Origin of the sequence: Pantoea sp. Morm (assembly GCF_016643525.1) — a bacterium.
In the GTDB taxonomy this organism is placed as follows: Bacteria; Pseudomonadota; Gammaproteobacteria; order Enterobacterales; family Enterobacteriaceae; genus Pantoea; species Pantoea dispersa.
This window is the reverse complement of record NZ_VOQX01000022.1, coordinates 38,832-55,306: the sequence shown is the minus strand read 5'-3', so window position 1 is coordinate 55,306 and position 16,475 is coordinate 38,832. Positions and strand designations below refer to the sequence as shown.

Sequence of the window (16,475 nt, the reverse complement as noted above, 5' to 3'; positions counted from 1 at the left end):
CAGGGCGCCCAGCGGCGCCCTGCACTGTCAGTACAGCAGACGGGCGCGGATAGTGCCCGGAATCGCCTTCATCAGTTGCAGCGCTTTTTCCGCCACATCCTCTTCGGCATCAATATCAATAACCACATAACCCATCACTGGCGAGGTTTGCAGATACTGAGCGGCAATGTTGATGCCCTGCTCGGCAAAGATCTGGTTGATGGCGGTCAGCACGCCCGGGCGGTTTTCATGGATGTGCAGCAGGCGGCTGGCGCTGGCAGCGTGCATCGGCAGCGAGACTTCCGGGAAGTTTACTGCGGAGAGCGTCGAGCCGTTGTCAGAGTACTTGGCCAGCTTGCCAGACACTTCCAGACCGATGTTCTCCTGCGCTTCCTGCGTGGATCCGCCGATGTGCGGCGTCAGGATCACGTTGTCGAATTCGCACAACGGCGAGTTAAACGGATCGCTGTTGGTTGCAGGTTCAACCGGGAAGACGTCGATGGCGGCACCGGCGAGGTGCTTGCTGGCCAGCGCATTACACAGCGCCGGGATGTCGATCACGGTGCCGCGCGCGGCGTTGATCAGCAGCGCACCGGGCTTCATCAGCGCCAGCTCTTCGCTGCCAATCATGTTCTGCGTGGACGGCGTTTCCGGCACGTGCAGGCTGACCACATCACTCATGTTCAGCAGGTCAGAGAGATGGCGCACCTGGGTGGCATTGCCCAGCGGCAGCTTGTTTTCGATATCGTAGAAAAATACGTGCATGCCGAGGCTTTCCGCCAGCACGCCGAGCTGCATCCCGATATGGCCGTAGCCAATGATACCCAGCTTCTTACCACGCGCTTCGTACGAACCGGTGGCGATTTTATTCCAGATGCCGCGGTGTGCTTTGGCATTGGCTTCCGGAATGCCGCGCAGCATCAGCAGCATTTCGCCGATCACCAGTTCCGCGACCGAACGGGTATTGGAGAACGGGGCGTTGAACACCGGCACGCCGCGTTTCGCTGCCGCGCTGAGATCAACCTGGTTAGTACCAATACAGAAGCAGCCAACCGCCACCAGCTTTTCAGCTGCCGCGAAGATCTCTTCAGTCAGTTGGGTACGGGAACGGATACCAATGAAGTGGGCATCGCGGATGGAGGACTTCAGCGTCTCAGCATCCAGTGCGCCTTTGTGGAACTCGATGTTGGTGTAACCTGCGGCGCGCAGATTATCCAGCGCACTCTGGTGAACGCCTTCCACCAGCAGGAACTTAATCTTGTCTTTTTCCAGTGATACCTTTGCCATTTCCCGACCCTATTCAGAATTCAACGAGGACTACCATAAGGTAGCCTTCTGTCAAAATATCAAAATTTTCCGGCGCGGCAATACAAACGATTGCCTGCACGCCAGCACGCGCCCACGTGCAGACAACACAAATCCACACAAAATCGTGAGATGACGAGAGCGCAAAGTACGAACCTGCTGTTGATGAATCATTTGTGACATAAGTCACCAAATTTCACTGCAGCAAGAAAAGATGTTTTGCGGATGGAAATAACCGGCGCTGGCAGCGCGCCGGTGAGATCAATTGGTGATGGTTTTCACACCGTCCGGCGTGCCAATCAGCGCAATATCCGCTCCGCGTGCGGCAAACAGCCCCACGGTGACAACGCCCGGCAGCGCATTGATGGTTTTTTCCAGCGCAATCGGGTCAAGGATGCGCAGATTATGTACGTCGAGAATAATGTTGCCGTTATCCGTAACCACGTGCTGACGATACTCCGGCAGGCCGCCCAGCTTCACCAGCTCCCGCGCCACATAAGCGCGCGCCATCGGAATCACCTCCACCGGAAGCGGGAAGTTGCCCAGCACATCGACCTGCTTGGACGCATCCGCGATGCAAATAAATTTCTGCGCCACCGCCGCGACAATTTTCTCGCGCGTCAGCGCCGCACCGCCGCCCTTGATCATCTGCATCTGTGGATTGATCTCATCAGCACCGTCGACATACACCGACAGCGCATCCACATTGTTGAGATCGAACACCGGAATGCCCAGCGATTTGAGCTTTTCGGTTGAGGCTTCCGAACTGGAAACCGCGCCCTCGATCTGATCCCTGATGGTACCAAGCGCGTCAATAAAATGCGCCGCCGTTGAACCGGTGCCTACGCCAACAATGGTGCCTGGCTGCACGTACTGCAGCGCTGCCCAACCTACCGCTTTTTTCAGTTCATCCTGGGTCATGGTATGTTTAAAACCTGTGCGACATCGAAGTGCGCGTAGTATAAAACAAGGCGCTGTCAAAAAGCGCGGCTGACCGACGTTGGATGTAAGCCTTTGGAAGCCAGCCCGCAAAAACGCGTCGGCCGCACAGCTTCGCCGTTTTATGGCATAGTAGTTTCCACCCTGAACGAGAGAGAACAACAATGAAACGCCCGGATTATCGAACGCTTCAGGCGCTGGATGCTGTGATTCGCGAACGCGGCTTTGAGCGTGCCGCCCAGAAGCTGTGCATCACGCAGTCTGCGGTGTCGCAGCGCATTAAACAGCTGGAAAATTTATTTGGTCAGCCGCTGCTGGTGCGTACCGTGCCGCCGCGCCCGACCGAGCAGGGACAAAAATTGCTGGCTCTGCTGCATCAGGTGGAGCTGCTGGAAGAAGAGTGGCTGGGCGATGATAACGGTGGCACCACGCCGCTGCTGCTGTCGCTGGCGGTGAACGCCGACAGTCTTGCTACCTGGCTGCTGCCGGCGCTGAAAGATGTGCTGGCCGACTCGCCGGTGCGCCTGAATCTGCAGGTAGAGGATGAAACCCGCACGCAGGAGCGTTTACGACGCGGTGAGGTGGTCGGGGCGGTGAGTATCCAGCCGCAGCCGTTGCCAAGTTGCCTGGTGGATCAGCTGGGTGCGCTGGACTATCTGTTCTGCGCCTCGCCGGAGTTTGCCGCGCGCTATTTCCCCAATGGCGTGACGCGCTCGGCGCTGCTGAAAGCCCCGGCGGTGGCGTTTGATCACCTCGACGATATGCATCAGGCCTTTTTGCAGCAGAACTTTGATTTATCGCCGGGCAGCGTGCCGTGCCACATCGTGAACTCGTCAGAGGCTTTTGTGCAGCTGGCGCGTCAGGGATCGGTGTGCTGTATGATTCCGCACCTGCAGATTGAGCGCGAGCTGGCGCAGGGAGAGCTGGTTGATTTGACGCCTGGTCTGTATCAGCGCCGGATGCTGTACTGGCACCGTTTCGCGCCGGAAAGCCGTCTGATGCGCAGCGTGACCGATGCGCTGATTGCCCACGGCCACCGCGTATTGCGCCAGGATGAAGTTGCGGCTTAGCGCCCTTCAGATTAGCGCACAATAGTCGTAGCGGCGCGATTCATCGCGCGTTTTAACAGCGGTTCTGCTGCTGGAAAGCGCGATGAATCGCGCCGCTACAATTTTACAGGCTAACTTACTGCGCCGTATTCGGTTTGATTTCGAAGACCACATCCACCTGATCGTCAAAATGGATGCTCTGCTGCTCGTAGGTCTGCTGCGCGGTGGTGTCCGCTGCGGCACCGGCCGCTTTGTACATGCGCGCCATCGGCATCGGCTGGTAGTTAGCCACGTGATAGCGAATGCTGTACACCGGGCCCAGTTTGGCGTTGAAGCCTTCCGCCAGGGCGCTCGCCTGCTGTGTGGCATTGGCAATCGCCGCTTTACGCGCCTGATCTTTGTAGCTGTCCGCGTTAGCCACGCCCAGCTCAACAGAACGAATCTCATTCAGGCCCGACTTCAGCGCGCCGTCCAGCAGCTCATTCAGCTTATCCAGCTGGCGCAGCGTCACTTCCACCTGACGCACCGCACGGTAGCCTTTCAGCACCGATTTACCCTCTTTGGTGTAGTCATACTCCGGCTGGGTGCTGAGATTAGCCGCATCAATATCTTTCTTCTCGATGCCGTTCTTTTGCAGGAAATCAAAATATTGCGCCACGCGGTCGTCAGCCTGTTTTTTTGCATCCGCCGCGTCTTTCGACGAAACATTCACCACGATGGAGAGCGTAGCCATATCAGGACGGGCATCCACGCTGGCCTGTCCTGATGTCACCACGTGCGGTCCGTTCGGCACTTCTCCCGCCTGGACCAGACCGGACAGTGCGCCCGTGCTCATTACGGCGGCCAGCGCCAGTGCTTTCAGTTTCACGAAAGTCCTCCTTGAAGGGTTCAATTTGCAGGTCGCCACTATGGCGAAACCCAAAACACATTACTATGCGTGATGGTCTGAGTTTGAAATTAGCAAAAAGTTCGGCTTTGCTCAGGTTTAACGTATCCGCGATCGCAAATTTATCGCTACAGATTCGCTGAAAAGCGCCGCCTGCGTTTCTATTAAAGAAACACTTCTGCCCCTCGGGAGAGTTGTATTATGACAGAACAGCCACTTAGCCAAAGCGCGGTCAGCGTGCGAGCCGGACGCACACGCTTTATGATGCTGGCACTGGTGTTTATCAACATCATTATTAACTACATGGATCGCACCAACCTGTCGGTGGCCGCCACGCAGATGGCCGGTGAACTGCGCTTCACGCCGCTGGAGATGGGGCTGATCTTCTCGGCGTTCGGCTGGATCTATGCGGCGCTGCAAATTCCCGGCGGATTCCTGATCGATCGTCTCGGCGCGCGGCTGGTATACGGCGCGGGTCTGTTTGCCTGGTCGCTGATCACCGCACTGCACGCTTTTGCCAGCAGCTTCGGCGCGCTGTTCGGTCTGCGCCTCGGCGTGGGTGCCTTCGAGGCGCCGGTGATGCCCGCTAACAATCGGGTGATTTCCAGCTGGTTCCCCGAGCAGGAGCGTGCCAGTGCAATTGGCATCTACTCGTCCGCGCAATTTGTTGGCCTCGCCTGTATGACACCGCTGCTGTTTCACGTGCAGGCTGCGTTTGGCTGGCGCGGGCTGTTTCTGATTACCGGCGTAGCGGGCATGATTTGGGCGCTGGTGTGGTATCTGCTGTATCGCGAGCCGAACCAGCACAAAGGCGTATCAGAGGCTGAACTTAACTATCTGCGTGACAACGGCGCACTGCTGGAAAATCGTCAGGACAGCCAGCCGCCGCGCGCACGCTGGGCCGATCTGGCGCAGATGTTTCGCAGCCGCAAGCTGGTCGGCATCTATATTGGCCAGTTCACCATCTCCGCCACCTTCTGGTTTTTCCTCACCTGGTTTCCTACCTATCTGGTGGAGTATCGCCACATGGACTTTATCAAGAGCGGCTATGTGGCGTCGCTGCCCTACTTCGCGGCGTTTTGTGGTGTGCTGCTGGCTGGCTTTGCCTCAGACCGCATGATTCGGCGCGGCGTCTCAGCCAGCGTGGCGCGCAAGCTGCCGGTGATCCTCGGCTTGTTCCTCACGCTGTTCATTCTGGGTGCTAACTACACCGAAGATTCGCGGCTGATCATCCTGTTTATGTCGCTGGCGTTTTTTGGTAATGGCCTGGCGACCATCACCTGGGTGTTTGTTACCGCGCTGGCGCCGCGCCATCTGATCGGTCTGGCCGGCGGCGTATTTAACTTTACCGGCGCGCTGTCATCGATCGTGGTGCCCATCGCCATCGGCGCCCTGATTGACGGCAGCAACTTCGCGCCGGCGCTGGCCTTTATCGCCGTGCTGGCCGCTATTGGCATCTGCAGCTATCTGTTTGTGGTAGGAAAAATTGACCATGTCAGCGCGCGCTGATGAGCCGTTTCGCCAGCGCGTGCAGCTGTTGCAGACGCTGCGCCAGCTGGGCTTCATCGGCCTGCCATATTTTGGCGAAGGCCAGCGCCGCGCGGTTGTTATTGATAGGCTGCGCCATACTGATTTCGCCGTCCTCGCGATGCCACACCAGATAATCCCCGGTGCGTTTGCGCGCCAGCAGCGGCGCAATCTGCGCCCACTGTTCGTCACTGAAGCGTGGCCGCAGCACCTCGTCACTCTCCGCCGCCAGCAGCGCGACGCCAATCACCGACTGCCACGCGGGCAGCATGCGGAATCCGGCCAGCGCCTGGCTGGTACTGGTGCGCTCGCCGGGCTCCGAGTGCCAGATGTAGATGACCTGGTCCTCCCACAGCACGCCAAGCGCCACCACGATATCGCGCGGCGCGTGCGCCTCCAGCTGCGGCAGTGCCGAAGCAAACAGCGACGATCCACGAATGGCCTGCGCCGCCAGCGCATGAATGCCCGGGCCCGGCAGATAGCGCCGGTGTTCATCCTGAATCGTCAGGCCGATGGACGCCATGGTCATCAGCAGACGGTTTACCCGCGTGCTGTTCATCCCCATCTGGCGCGCCAGTTCACGGCCGCCGACCGCTTTGTCACTGGAGACCAGATATTGCAGGCAGCGAATTCCGTCAATCAGGCTCTGGTTGGGTTGCGAAGACATAAATCACCTTGTGACGGTAAAAATTCAATCTTAGCAGCCTTCAGGCGGGAGTAACCTCATGATGCAAACTTTCTCTTCTCAGGCCGCCCGTGCCTTTCCGTTGCAGTCGTTACACGCCGATGTGCTGGTCGCCGGTGGCGGTCTGGCGGGCGTGTGCGCCGCGCTGGCTGCGGCACGCGCGGGCCAGCAGGTGGTGTTGATTCAGGATCGCCCGGTGCTCGGCGGCAACGCCTCCAGCGAAGTACGGCTGTGGGCCAACGGCGCGACGTCGCATATGGGTAATAACAACCGCTGGGCGCGTGAAGGCGGCATCATGGGCGAGATCATGGAGGAGAACCTGTGGCGCAACAAAGAGGGCAACCCGGTGCTGTTTGACATGGTGCTGCTGGACATCGTGCAGGCGCAGCCGCGCCTGACGCTGCTGCTCAATACCGTGGTCAGCGACATCGAAAAATCCGCGCAGCGCCTGCAGGCGGTTCAGGCTTTCAACGCCATCAATCAGACCCGCTATCGCGTGACGGCCGACCAGTTTATTGATGCCAGCGGCGACGGCGTGCTCGGCTATCTGGCCGGGGCAGCGCACCGTGTGGGCGCAGAATCACCGCAGGAGTTTGGCGAAAAAATGGCGCCGGGCGAGCAGTTTGGCCACAAGCTCGGCCACTCGATTTATTTTTATACCAAACGCAGCGCGCAGCCGGTGCGTTTTGTACCGCCCTCCTTTGCGCTGAAAGAGATCACCGCCATTCCGCGCTATAAACGCCTGAGCTCCGATCTCAACGGCTGCGATCTGTGGTGGCTTGAGTGGGGCGGCCGGCTGGATACCGTGCATGAAAGCGAAACCATCAAGTGGGAGCTGTGGAAGATTGTCTGGGGCGTGTGGGATTACATCAAAAACTCCGGCGAGTTTGCCGATGCCGACACGCTGACCATTGAATGGGTTGGGCTGATTCCCGGCAAGCGCGAGAGCCGACGCTTTCTCGGCGATACTCTGCTGTGTCAGCAGGATATCATCGCGCAGCGCGACCACTACGATGCGGTGGCCTACGGCGGCTGGTCGATTGACCTGCATCCGGCCGACGGCGTGTACAGCGCTCACGACGGCTGTCGCCAGTTCCACAGCAAAGGCACTTACACCATTCCGTTTCGGGCGCTGTACAGCCAGTCGCTGGATAATCTGCTGCTGACCGGCCGGCTTATCTCTGCCACGCACGTTGCCTTTGGCAGCGCGCGCGTGATGTGCACCTGTGGCGTGCTGGGCGAAGTGGTGGGCCGCGCGGCGGCGCTGTGTCAGCAGCATAACCAGACACCGCGTCAGCTGGCGCAGCCGGAGCATATTGGTCAGCTGCAGCAACAGCTGCTGCGCCACGGCGCGTTCATTCCGCGTCAGCAGCTGGTACATCCGGCCGGTGCCGCTCAGGTCAGCGCCAGCAGCACCTTCGCGCTGCACGCCCTGCCGGCGGATGGCGGCTGGTACGCCCTCACCTCACGCTGCGCCCTGCTGCTGCCGCTTAAAGCCGGAGAACGCCTGCCCGCGCTGACGGTGCGGCTGCGGGCGTCATCCGCGCAGACGCTGCAGGTTTCACTGCTGACCAGCGACAATCCGGCCAACACCTGCGGCGATCGGCTGCTGGCCACGCACAGCCTGCAGATTGACGGTGAAGAGGCGTATTCGCCGCCGTTTGACTACCGTGCGGAGTGCGATCGCTACCTGTTTATCGCCTTTGAAGACAATCCGGCGGTTGAAGTGGCGCTCACCCGCCAGCGCCTGCCGGGCATTATGATGGTATTCAACAGCCTCAATCCGCGCGTCGCGAAACGCACCCGGCAGATAAACGACGGCGATTACGGCGTGGATGAGTTTGATTTCTGGCTACCGCGCCGCGCGCCTAATCAGATCCTGATCGCGTTTAGTCTGGCGACGCCGCTGCAGCTGTGGCACTGCGACTATTTGCTCAACGGTAAACTGCGGCCGGAAAGTCACACCAACGGCTGGCTGCCGGCAGCGGACGATCGCCAGCCGTGGGTGTGCTGGCAGTGGCCGGACGCGCAGCGCGCCAGCCAGATTACGCTGCTGTTCGATAACGATTTCGATCATGCGATGGAAACGGTGCAGATGGGCCATGCGCAGGCGGTGACGCCGCACTGCACTACCCATTATCGCCTATGGCTGGATAACACGCTGCTGGCCGAGGTCAGCGATAATCATCACTCGCTGTGCCATCATGCGCTGCCCCCGGATACCGCATTCCGCCAGATACGACTGGAGCTGCTGGCCAGCGCAGGCGCCCTGCCCGCGCTTTACGGCCTGCATGTGTATCACCAGCCGGCGATGCCCTGACGCGCCAGCTGCAGGGCGATAAACCACATCACGCCGCCCACCAGCAGATTAATGATGCGCTGCGCGCGCACGGTGCGCAGGCGCGGCGACAGCCAGGCGGCCAGCAGCGCCAGACCGAAAAACCACAGCAGCGAGGCGCTGGCTGTGCCGAAAGCGAACCAGCGGCGCGCCTCCGCCGACGGCAGCTGACTGCCGAGGCTGCCGAGCACCACGAAAGTGTCGAGATAGACATGCGGATTGAGCCAGGTCACCGCCAGCATAGTGGCGACAATGCGCCAGCGCCCCTGCTTCAGCGCCGCCTCTGACGCCAGCGTGACATCACCCTGCCAGGCACTGCGCAGCGCGCCCCAGCCATACCACAGCAGAAACGCCACGCCAGCCCAGGTGATCAGCATCAGCAGAACCGGCGACTGCTGCAACAGCGCGCTGCCGCCAAATATTCCGCCACAGATCAGCGCAATGTCGCTCAGTGTGCACAACGACGCGGTCATCAAATGGTAGTGGCGCTTAATGCCCTGGTTCAATACGAAGGCGTTCTGCGGGCCTAACGGCAGGATCAGCGCAGCACCAAGGGCAAGCCCTTGTAAGTAAACAGATAACACAGAGGAGTTCCTGAAAAAGTGGTGTTGCTGTGCAGTATAGTGAGGCGCGGATATTAGCGGAAATGGAAAGAATTAATCGGTCATTAGCGGAACTGATAAAACAAGGGCACCCGCAGGTGCCCAGATAACTTACTCGCTGCGCGCAGGCTGCTGCGCCTCGCTCTGCACCTGATGCAGGTGCACGTCCATCTGCGGATAAGGAATACCGATACCGTGCGCATCCAGCGTGCGCTTGAAGTTCTTCATCAGATCCCAGTAGACGTTCTGCAGATCACCGCTTTTGCTCCAGCAGCGCACCACAAAGTTCAGCGACGAGGCCGCCAGTTCGTTCAGGCCAATCTGAATACCCAGATCTTTCAGTACGCGCTCGTCAGCTTCCACCACGTCACGCAGCAGATCGATCACCTGATCGACATCCGCATCGTAGGCGACGCCAATTATGAACTCGTTGCGGCGGATAGGTTCGCGCGAAAAGTTAACGATGTTGCCGGCGATGATTTTGCCGTTTGGCACCACCACGATTTTGCCGTCAGCGGTTTTCAGCGTGGTCGAGAAGATCTGTACATTCTGTACGGTCCCCATCACGCCACCGAGATCGACGAACTCACCGGTGCGGAATGGACGGAAGGTCACCAACAGTACGCCTGCCGCCAGGTTGGAGAGCGACCCCTGCAGTGCCAGACCGACGGCCAGACCGGCAGCACCGAGCACGGCAATCACCGAGGCGGTCTGCACACCGACGCGGCCCAGCGCGGCAATAATCGTGAAGGCAATGATACCGTAGCGCACCAGCGCCGAGAGGAAATCAGCCACGGTGGCATCAATATGACGCGCGACCAGCAGGCGATTGACGCCGTTCGATACCACGCGCGCGATAATCATCCCGACAATAATGATGGCGATAGCCGCCACGATGTTCACCGCATAGCTGAGGATCAGCGCCTGGTTGCGCACCAGCCAGCCACCTGCATTGTTAATGCCGTCAACGACGTTAAGATCTTCCATTTGTTAGCCCTGTTGTTGAGTTTCCCGCAGGAAAGTACAAAAACTGCCAGATTCAATCCGACACTCCCGAGTACAAGGGTAAACAATAATGGGGCGAAGCGCCAAAAATGTGCTGTATAAACCGGGATTTCCAGACGGGACGCATAAAAAAAGGCCCTTTCGGGCCTTTTTTGTACGGTAAGCAAAAATTACAGTACGTCGACAGCGTTCAGCTCTTTGAAAGCCTGCTCTAAGCGCACAACCATGGAAGATTGTGCCGCACGCAGCCAGACGCGTGGGTCGTAGTATTTTTTGTTCGGGCTGTCAGCACCGTTCGGGTTACCAAGCTGACCCTGCAGGTACGCTTCGTTGGTTTTGTAGTACTGCAGGATGCCGTCCCAGGTTGCCCACTGGGTATCGGTATCGATGTTCATCTTGATCACGCCGTAGCTGATAGACTCTTCGATTTCTGCAGCAGAAGAACCGGAACCGCCGTGGAACACGAAGTCCAGCGCGTTGTGCGGCAGGCCGTGTTTCTCTGAAACGTATTTCTGCGAATCACGCAGAATGGTTGGAGTCAGTTTCACGTTGCCGGGTTTGTACACGCCGTGCACGTTACCGAAAGACGCAGCGATGGTGAAACGCGGGCTGATTTTGCTCAGCTCGGTGTAAGCGTAATCTACGTCTTCTGGCTGAGTGTACAGTGCAGAAGCGTCCATGTGGCTGTTGTCCACACCATCTTCTTCACCACCGGTGCAGCCCAGTTCGATTTCCAGCGTCATATCCAGTTTCGCCATGCGCGCCAGATATTTAGAAGAAATCTCGATGTTCTCTTCCAGTGACTCTTCAGACAGGTCGATCATGTGTGAAGAGAACAGAGGCTTACCGGTTTTTTTGAAGTGCTCTTCGCCAGCATCCAGCAGGCCGTCGATCCACGGCAGCAGTTTCTTCGCACAGTGGTCGGTGTGCAGGATTACTGGCACGCCGTACTGTTCAGCCATCAGATGCACATGGTGTGCACCAGCGATTGCGCCGAAAATCGCAGCGCCCTGAGGTTTGTCGGTTTTGAAACCTTTACCGGCGATGAAGGCAGCACCACCGTTAGAGAACTGAACGATGACCGGCGCTTTAACTTTAGCCGCAGCTTCCAGTACCGCGTTGATGGAATCCGTGCCGACGCAGTTAACGGCTGGCAGAGCGAATTTGTTTTCTTTCGCTACTTTGAAGATTTTCTGAACGTCATCACCAGTGACAACGCCGGGTTTTACGAAATCAAAAATTTTAGACATGGTTGTGTCCTGTTTCGTTTATCGTCCACTCCCCAATGGGAATGCGATCTGTTCGCCCACAGCGGGCAAGCCTTCAGACAGCGCCGAAGCGCTGCCCCCAAAAATTACTGCTTCGCGCGCTCTTCCAGCATGGCAACTGCCGGCAGTTTTTTGCCTTCCACGAACTCGAGGAACGCACCGCCACCGGTAGAGATGTAGGAGATTTTGTCCTCGATACCGAACAGGTCGATAGCCGCCAGGGTATCACCGCCGCCGGCAACAGAGAACGCGTCGCTGTCTGCGATAGCGTTGGCAACGATTTCGGTGCCCTTACGGAAGTTCGGGAACTCAAACACGCCAACCGGACCGTTCCACAGAATGGTTTTTGCGTCTTTCAGCAGTTTCGCCATGTTCTGTGCGGTTTCGTCACCGAAGTCCATAATTTCTTCGTTATCCGCTACTTCGGAAACCTTTTTCACGGTTGCCGGGGCAGTTTCGGAGAATTCCGTGCCGACGCGTGAATCGGTCGGTACCGGAATGCCGTACTGGTCGCGCAGGCCTTTAGCGGCCTCAACGAAGTCTGGCTCATACAGCGATTTGCCGACGTTGTTGTCGATCGCCACGAAGGTGTTAGCGATACCGCCACCGACAATCACGGTGTCAGCGATTTTCACCAGCGACTGCAGCACGTCGAATTTGGTCGACACTTTAGAACCACCCACCACGGCGACCAGCGGACGCTGTGGATTGCTCATCACTTTGCCCAGCGCTTCCAGTTCGGCAGACAGTAGCGGACCGGCGCAGGCGATAGGAGCGAATTTGCCCACGCCGTGAGTGGATGCCTGCGCGCGGTGCGCGGTGCCGAATGCATCCATGACGAACACGTCACACAGCGCGGCATATTTCTTCGACAGGGTTTCGTCGTCTTTTTTCTCGCCTTTGTTGAAGCGAACGTTTTCCAGCACTACCAGTTCACCCGCGCCCACTTCAACGCCGTCGAGGTAGTCTTTCGCCAGGGTCACGTTAGTGCCGTTCAGTTTTTCTTTCAGGTAGTTAACAACCGGCAGGAGGGAGAACTCTTCGTTGTATTCACCTTCGGTCGGGCGACCCAGGTGAGAGGTAACCATCACTTTCGCGCCCTGTTTCAACGCCGCTTCGATGGTAGGCAGAGAAGCACGAATACGTGCATCTGACGTCACTTTCCCTTCTTTCACTGGTACGTTGAGATCGGCACGGATCAGAACGCGTTTACCAGCAAGATCCAGATCGGTCATCTTAATTACAGACATGGTGAACCCTCTCGTTGATTCTCATAAGTTTTGCCAGACGCAGTCCGCGTCTTACCTGAAACCGCTTGCGGCCATTGCTAACGTGGTGTCGATCATGCGGTTAGCAAAGCCCCATTCGTTGTCACACCAGACCAGGGTTTTGATCAGGTGGTGACCGCTGACCCGCGTTTGCGTGCCGTCCACTATGGCACTGTGCGGATCGTGGTTAAAATCTACTGAGACTAACGGTAATTCCGTATAGTCAACTATACCACGAAATGCCCCCTCTGACGCGTTTTGCAGCAACGCGTTGACCTCACACGCCTTCACCGCCTGGCGCACCGAAACGCTCAGATCAATGGCGGTTACGTTGATCGTCGGCACGCGCACCGCGATAGCCTCGAAGCGATCGTTAAATTTCGGAAAAATACGGGTAATGCCAGCGGCAAGACGCGTATCGACCGGAATGATCGACTGGCTGGCGGCACGTGTACGGCGCAGGTCGCTGTGGTACGCGTCAATCACCTGCTGATCGTGCATCGCCGAGTGAATGGTGGTCACGGTGCCCGACTCAATGCCAAAGGCGTCATCCAGCAGCTTGATCACCGGAATAATGCAGTTGGTGGTGCAGGATGCGTTGGAGACAATGCGGTCAGTTTGTTTAAGAGCCTGTTCGTTAACGCCGAACACTACGGTGGCATCCAAATCGTTGCCGCCGGGATGCGAGAACAACACTTTCTTCGCGCCAGCCTGCAGATGCGCTTCACCATCGTCGCGGCTGCCGTACACGCCGGTGCAGTCCAGCACGATATCGACATTCAGCTCGCGCCACGGCAGCGCGGCAATCTCCGCCTGATGCAGGATACGGATGGTATCGTCACCAACCCACAGCTGATCGCGCTCCTGGCGGACCTCAAAGGCAAAGCGGCCGTGGCTGGTGTCGTACTTGAGCAGATGCGCCATGCCAGCCGCTTCCGCCAGTTCGTTAATCGCCACTACGGTGATTTCCGCCCGGCGACCGGTTTCATACAGCGCACGCAACACGTTGCGCCCGATACGACCAAAACCATTTATTGCGATACGAATGGTCATCTCACTTCCTGCAGCCACACCTGAAAAAACGTGCCAAATACCTTGAGCGTTTCGCTGCGTTTTGTACAGGGAATTCTTGCCCGGTTACGGTTGCTGACGGAGAGCACACGGCTGCAACTGAAACGGTTCAGCGAGAATAAAGCATGGAAGGAATAACAGGAATGATTGCGATCAACTGTGCTGCTGATTATTCGATCTGCGTCACAAATTCAGGCAATGACAATTATTACTGCAGGAATAATTGAACCGTTTCAGGTTCAGGCGATAACAGGACCGTCGGTCTGCACATCGGTGTCGCGGCGCAATTTATTGCGCGTGGTTAAGCATGAGGATGGCAACAGAAATGCGCGATGAATCGCGCCGCTACAACGCGCAGCGGCGCGACGGAATACGCGAAATTACAGAATCGATTTCGCGGTTTTCACCACGTTGGCCACAGTGAAGCCGAACTCTTCGAACAGCTTCTCAGCTGGCGCTGACTCACCGAAGGTGGTCATGCCAACGATGGCACCGTGCAGGCCGGTGTATTTGAACCAGTAATCCGCAATACCGGCTTCGATAGCAACGCGTGCGCCAACTGCTTTCGGCAGCACAGACTCACGATAAGCCGCATCCTGCTTATCAAACGCATCGGTAGACGGCATGGACACCACGCGCACCTTACGACCTTCCGCGCTCAGCTGCTCGTAAGCGCCGACCGCCAGCTCAACTTCAGAACCGGTCGCAATCAGAATCAGCTCCGGCGTGCCGTCGCAATCTTTCAGCACGTAACCACCGCGCGCCACGTTAGCCAGCTGCTCAGCGCTACGATCCTGCTGCGCCAGGTTCTGACGCGAGAAGATCAGGGCTGATGGGCCGTCAACGCGCTCGATAGCGTATTTCCACGCCACCGCAGATTCCACCTGGTCACACGGACGCCACAGGCTCATGTTCGGGGTGGTGCGCAGGCTGGCCATCTGCTCAACCGGCTGGTGCGTCGGGCCATCTTCACCCAGACCGATAGAGTCGTGGGTATAAACCATCACCTGACGGATTTTCATCAGCGCCGCCATACGTGCCGCGTTACGCGCGTACTCAACGAACATCAGGAAGGTTGCGGTGTACGGCAGGAAGCCACCGTGCAGCGCGATACCGTTGGCGATGGCAGTCATACCAAACTCACGCACGCCGTAATGAATGTAGTTGCCTGCGGCATCTTCATTAATCGGCTTCGAGCCAGACCACATGGTCAGGTTGCTTGGCGCCAGGTCAGCCGAGCCGCCCAGATATTCTGGCAGCAGCTTACCGAAAGCTTCGATGGCATTCTGCGACGCTTTACGGCTGGCGATTTTTGCCGGATTAGCCTGCAGCTGCTCGATGAACTTCTGCGATTCCGCCTGCCAGTTAGCAGGCAGCTCGTTGTTCACGCGGCGTTTGAACTCTGTGGCCAGTTCCGGATGCGCAGCGGCGTAAGCAGCAAATTTCTCGTCCCAGGCTTTCTCTTTCGCCTGGCCGGCTTCTTTGGCATCCCACTGTGCGTAGATTTCAGAAGGAATCTCAAATGGCGCGTAGTTCCAGCCCAGCTGTTTACGGGTCAGCGCGATTTCGTCGTCACCCAGCGGGGCACCGTGCGAATCGTGCGTACCGGCTTTGTTCGGGGAACCGAAACCGATGATAGTTTTGCACATCAGCAGCGATGGCTTGTCGGTGACCGCTTTGGCTTCTTCCACCGCTTTCTTGATCGCGTCGGCGTCATGACCGTCCACGCCACGCACCACGTGCCAGCCGTAGGCTTCGAAGCGTTTGGCGGTGTCGTCGGTGAACCAGCCATCCACGTGACCGTCGATAGAGATGCCGTTGTCGTCATAGAACGCCACCAGCTTGCCGAGCTTCAGGGTACCGGCGATGGAGCACACTTCGTGTGAGATGCCTTCCATCATGCAGCCGTCGCCCATGAACACGTAAGTGTGATGGTCGACGATGTCATGGCCCGGACGGTTGAACTGCGCCGCCAGCGTGCGCTCAGCAATGGCGAAGCCCACGGCGTTCGCGATGCCCTGACCCAGTGGGCCGGTGGTGGTTTCTACGCCTGCGGTGTAGCCGTATTCCGGGTGACCTGGGGTTTTAGAGTGCAGCTGACGGAAGTTCTGCAGCTCGCTCATCGGCAGGTCATAGCCGGTGAGGTGCAGCAGGCTGTAAATCAGCATCGAGCCGTGGCCGTTGGACAGCACGAAACGGTCGCGATCTGCCCACAGCGGGTTAGTTGGATTGTGGTTCAGGAAATCACGCCACAGCACTTCAGCGATATCGGCCATGCCCATTGGGGCACCCGGATGTCCCGATTTCGCTTTCTGTACTGCATCCATACTTAACGCGCGAATGGCGTTGGCAAGCTCTTTACGAGAGGGCATCTTCTACTCCAGGTCGGATTAATGCTCCGCCACGCTTAACTGATTGTAATTAATGAGTTATAAGGCGAAGCGAGAAAAAAGTCGCACATCAATGTACATGAAAATCGGGGCAAAAGTACATGTATCAGGATGCTAAATCTGCGGTTCAGGGTTGCATTTCGGGGCCTGTCTGCTAGCCAAT

The 16,475-nt window shown here is 57.9% G+C and carries 13 protein-coding genes; 3 read left to right on the top strand and 10 right to left on the bottom strand.

All coding sequences use genetic code 11. From position 1 onward, the window contains the following. Positions 1-27: 27 nt before the first annotated feature. Positions 28-1,266 (bottom strand): phosphoglycerate dehydrogenase, encoded by a 1,239-nt coding sequence (gene serA, locus FT726_RS10275; RefSeq protein WP_058757100.1) that lies wholly within the window; start codon positions 1,264-1,266, stop codon positions 28-30. A gap of 279 nt (positions 1,267-1,545) precedes the next feature. Continuing rightward, positions 1,546-2,205, bottom strand: coding sequence for a ribose-5-phosphate isomerase RpiA (gene rpiA / locus FT726_RS10270; RefSeq protein WP_021506657.1), 660 nt, complete (start codon positions 2,203-2,205; stop codon positions 1,546-1,548). Positions 2,206-2,387: 182 nt separating this feature from the next. Between rpiA and FT726_RS10265 the strand changes: the two genes are divergently transcribed. Beyond that, a complete protein-coding gene (locus tag FT726_RS10265) occupies positions 2,388-3,293 on the top strand; it encodes a LysR family transcriptional regulator ArgP (RefSeq protein WP_021506656.1) in 906 nt (301 codons plus the stop codon). Between the two features lie 115 nt (positions 3,294-3,408). Here FT726_RS10265 and FT726_RS10260 read toward each other — a convergent pair whose 3' ends face one another. After that, positions 3,409-4,140, bottom strand: coding sequence for an oxidative stress defense protein (locus FT726_RS10260; protein ID WP_058771547.1), 732 nt, complete (start codon positions 4,138-4,140; stop codon positions 3,409-3,411). A gap of 219 nt (positions 4,141-4,359) precedes the next feature. Between FT726_RS10260 and FT726_RS10255 the strand changes: the two genes are divergently transcribed. Continuing rightward, a complete protein-coding gene (locus FT726_RS10255; protein WP_125309832.1) occupies positions 4,360-5,667 on the top strand; it encodes an MFS transporter in 1,308 nt (435 codons plus the stop codon). Here the strand turns inward: FT726_RS10255 and FT726_RS10250 are convergent. Then, positions 5,654-6,352 (bottom strand): IclR family transcriptional regulator, encoded by a 699-nt coding sequence (locus FT726_RS10250; protein WP_021506653.1) that lies wholly within the window; start codon positions 6,350-6,352, stop codon positions 5,654-5,656. The two genes, FT726_RS10255 and FT726_RS10250, sit on opposite strands and share 14 nt — an antisense overlap. 61 nt (positions 6,353-6,413) lie before the next feature. Between FT726_RS10250 and FT726_RS10245 the strand changes: the two genes are divergently transcribed. Beyond that, positions 6,414-8,690 carry an FAD-dependent oxidoreductase gene (locus tag FT726_RS10245; RefSeq protein WP_407075063.1) on the top strand — a complete coding sequence of 759 codons (2,277 nt, stop codon included), beginning with the start codon at positions 6,414-6,416 and terminating at the stop codon, positions 8,688-8,690. On the opposite strand, the gene argO is transcribed toward FT726_RS10245, so the two are convergent. The 6 genes from argO to tkt form a co-directional block, all read right to left on the bottom strand. Beyond that, entirely contained in the window at positions 8,669-9,292 is a 624-nt protein-coding gene (gene argO, locus FT726_RS10240; RefSeq protein ID WP_021506651.1) for an arginine exporter ArgO, read from the bottom strand. The two genes, FT726_RS10245 and argO, sit on opposite strands and share 22 nt — an antisense overlap. A 129-nt stretch (positions 9,293-9,421) precedes the next feature. Next, positions 9,422-10,297: a small-conductance mechanosensitive channel MscS gene (gene mscS / locus FT726_RS10235; protein ID WP_211726637.1), complete on the bottom strand. Its 876-nt coding sequence runs from the start codon at positions 10,295-10,297 to the stop codon at positions 9,422-9,424. 188 nt (positions 10,298-10,485) lie between these two features. Continuing rightward, on the bottom strand, positions 10,486-11,565 hold the full coding sequence (gene fbaA / locus FT726_RS10230) for a class II fructose-bisphosphate aldolase (protein ID WP_058757103.1): 1,080 nt from the start codon (positions 11,563-11,565) through the stop codon (positions 10,486-10,488). 104 nt (positions 11,566-11,669) lie between these two features. Continuing rightward, positions 11,670-12,833 (bottom strand): phosphoglycerate kinase, encoded by a 1,164-nt coding sequence (pgk, locus tag FT726_RS10225; protein WP_021506648.1) that lies wholly within the window; start codon positions 12,831-12,833, stop codon positions 11,670-11,672. Between the two features lie 51 nt (positions 12,834-12,884). After that, positions 12,885-13,904, bottom strand: a complete 1,020-nt coding sequence (gene epd / locus FT726_RS10220) for an erythrose-4-phosphate dehydrogenase (protein WP_058771543.1) — start codon at positions 13,902-13,904, stop codon at positions 12,885-12,887. A gap of 398 nt (positions 13,905-14,302) precedes the next feature. Then, complete coding sequence (tkt, locus tag FT726_RS10215; protein WP_058757105.1) at positions 14,303-16,294, bottom strand: transketolase; 1,992 nt, start codon at positions 16,292-16,294, stop codon at positions 14,303-14,305. Between the last annotated feature and the right edge of the window lie 181 nt (positions 16,295-16,475).